General features: G+C 52.6%; 2 protein-coding genes. One reads left to right on the top strand and one right to left on the bottom strand.

The window, feature by feature from the left end; all coding sequences use genetic code 11:
- Positions 1-1841: ABC transporter ATP-binding protein (locus B3P58_RS04025; protein WP_286716181.1), on the bottom strand; the 1841-nt coding region annotated here is incomplete at its 3' end.
- Between the two features lie 381 nt (positions 1842-2222).
- Here B3P58_RS04025 and B3P58_RS04020 point away from each other — a divergent pair.
- Positions 2223-3343: type III PLP-dependent enzyme (locus B3P58_RS04020; protein WP_286716179.1), on the top strand; the 1121-nt coding region annotated here is incomplete at its 3' end.

The raw sequence follows: 3343 nt of genomic DNA, 5'->3' as shown, positions 1-3343 counted from the left end.
TCTTCGCCGATAAAGCCGCCGGTCTGATGCGCCCACAATTGCGCGTAAATTCCACCTTTGGCAATCAGTTCCTGATGCGTGCCCTGCTCAGCAATACGCCCCTGATCCAGTACGATCAGGCGATCCATCGCGGCAATGGTCGATAACCGGTGAGCAATAGCAATCACGGTTTTATTTTCCATTAACCGGTACAGGCTTTCCTGAATGGCGGCTTCGACTTCCGAGTCCAGCGCGGAGGTGGCTTCGTCCAGAATCAGAATGGGCGCGTCTTTTAATAACACCCGGGCAATGGCGATACGCTGGCGCTGACCACCGGACAGTTTTACCCCACGTTCACCGACCTGAGCGTCGTAGCCCGTGTTGCCTTCCGGATCGTGCAGTTCCTGAATAAATTCGTGCGCCTCGGCCTTGCGCGACGCTTCCAGCAGTTCGGCTTCGCTGGCATCCGGGCGTCCGTAGAGAATATTGTCACGTACGCTGCGGTGCAGCAGCGAGGTATCCTGGGTCACCATGCCGATATGTTTGCGCAGTGAGTCCTGAGTCACGTCTTTAATATCCTGACCGTCAATCAGAATACGGCCGGAATTCAGGTCGTAAAAACGCAGCAGCAGATTAACCAGTGTCGATTTGCCGGCACCGGAGCGTCCGACTAATCCCACTTTCTCGCCGGCTTTGATATGGATATTCAGTGCCTCGAATACCTCTTTATTCTGGTTGTCTTCATGTCCCTGATAATGGAATGAGGCCTGCTCCAGGCGGATTTCGCCCTGATTTACGCTCAGTGCTTTGGCGTCAGCGCTATCCTGCACCTGCGGGGTTTTGGACAGCGTTTTCATGCCGTCGGCAACGGTGCCGATATTTTCAAACAGGGCGCTGACTTCCCACATAATCCACTGCGCCATACCGTTGATGCGCAGGGCCAGTGAGATCGCAATGGCAATGGCACCAATACTGATGGCGCTATCCATCCACAGCCAGACGGCGATGGCGGCAATGGTAAAAGCCAGCAGGTAATTAATGACGTTAACGGTCACATTCAGACCCGTGACCAGACGCATCTGGCGGTACACGGTATCCATAAAGCCTTCCATAGAGTCGCGTGCATAATCTGTTTCACGGTCGGTATGTGAGAACAGCTTTACTGTCTGAATATTGGTGTAGCTGTCGACAACGCGTCCGGTCATGGTGGAGCGGGCGTCGGCCTGTTCGGTGGCGATGCGTTTCAGCTTGGGTACAAAGTACAGCTGGGCAAGAATGTACAGCGCCAGCCAGGCAAGCATTGGCAGCATCAGGCGCCAGTCGGCCAGTGCCACCATGACCAGTACCGAGGTGAAATACACCAGAATATAAACCGCCAGATCCATCAGCTTCATAACGGTTTCGCGCACTGCCAGAGCGGTTTGCATCACCTTGGTGGCGAGGCGGCCGGCAAATTCATCCTGATAAAAACCGAGGCTTTGCTTTAACAGGTAGCGATGGGTCAACCAGCGGATTTTCATCGGGTAATTACCCAATAACGTCTGATGCACCAGCAAGGTGTGTAAAAAGACGACTAAAGGCATCACCAGTACGACCATCAGTGACATCAGCAGCAGGCGGCCGCCTTCTTCAGCGAGCAGAGTATCGGGTGTGCGCTGACTCAGCCAGTCAACCAGATTGCCCATAAAGCCGAACATCATGACTTCCAGCACCGCCAGCAGAGCCGTCAGCAGCGACATAAACACCAGCGGTACTTCCAGACCACGGGTGTAATGGCGGCAGAAAGCAAAAATTCCGGCAGGTGGCTGCTGCGGGTGTTCCGGAGGAAAGGGATTCACAAAACGTTCAAAGAGTCTGAGCATACTGGTCATATAAAGGCAGGAGTGAAACAGCCCGACACCTTAGCGGAGCAGGCTTATGAATGTAAGCGCTGAAAATTGATTTCACTGTTCGGGCGACGGAATAACGCTCTGAGAGAGGTTGCTGGTGTAAACCCGGTGTTTTACTCTGCCGCAGTGCTAACGCGGCTGTAGCGCTTTGTCAGGACGATTCAGGCGCATTGCTGGCGGATTGCTGTGAATTTGCATCCCTTTGAGCAAAGATTCTGATCGCCAGACGTGTTACGATTTGAAAATGTGATCGTTAGGACAAAGAAAAATCACTGTACTACCGCGCAGATAAGCCTATCTTTGCGCGACTTTTTTCATTCACATCACTACCCGGATAAGGAGGTAGCGAGCCCAATGGTTGTTCAACCTGAAGACTACTACGATGCCGAGAGCTTTGCTCGCCTGAAAGAATTTGCCGACAAACAGGAAACTCCTTGTCTTGTTGTCGATAAACGTATTTTTGAGCGTCAGCTTGATGAACTGATCAGCAGTTTTCCTTATGCGAAAACTTACTACGCCATTAAAGCCAACCCGATGCCTGAACTGCTGGGCATTCTGCGTGACCGTGGCTGTTGTTTTGACGTAGCTTCACGCTACGAGCTGGATAAAGTTCTGGCACAGGGTGTGACAGGTGACCGTGTAAGCTATGGCAACACGATCAAGAAAGCCCGGGATATCCGCTACTTCTATGAGAAGGGTGTGAACCTGTTTGCTACCGACTCAGAAGCCGACCTGCGCAATATCGCCAAAGCGGCGCCGGGTGCGCGTGTATTTGTGCGTATTCTGACTGAAGGTTCGCAAACTGCCGACTGGCCACTGTCGCGTAAATTCGGTTGTCAGACCGATATGGCGATGGACCTGTGCCTGCTGGCGCGTGATCTGGGTCTGGTGCCTTACGGTATTTCTTTCCACGTAGGTTCTCAGCAGCGTGATATCGGTGCCTGGGACTCGGCGATTGCCAAAGTGAAGGTAATTTTCGAGCGTCTGAAAGAAGAAGACGGCATCGAACTGAAAATGATTAACCTGGGTGGTGGCTTCCCGGCCAACTACATCAGCCGTACCAACGATCTGAAAACCTATGCAGAAGAAATTACCCGTTTCCTGCATGAGGATTTCGGTGACGAACTGCCGGAAATCATTCTGGAACCAGGTCGCTCGCTGGTCGCCAACGCCGGTATTCTGGTCAGCGAAGTGGTGCTGGTCAGCCGTAAAGACCGTTACGGTCTGCACCGCTGGGTATTTACCGATGTGGGTAAATTCGGTGGTCTGATCGAAACCATGGACGAGTCCATCAAGTATCCGCTGTTTGTGGAGAAAAAAGGCGAGCTCGAAGAAGTGGTTCTGGCTGGCCCGACCTGTGATAGCGCCGATATTCTGTACGAAGACTACAAATATGAGCTGCCACTGAATCTGGCATCTGGTGATCGTCTGTACTGGTTCTCAACCGGTGCTTACACCACTACATACAGTGCTGT

This window comes from Thalassolituus sp. UBA2009 (assembly GCF_002335285.1).
GTDB classification, from domain to species: domain Bacteria; phylum Pseudomonadota; class Gammaproteobacteria; order Pseudomonadales; family Oceanobacteraceae; genus Venatoribacter; species Venatoribacter alkanivorans.
This window is presented reverse-complemented; position numbering and strand designations above follow the sequence as displayed.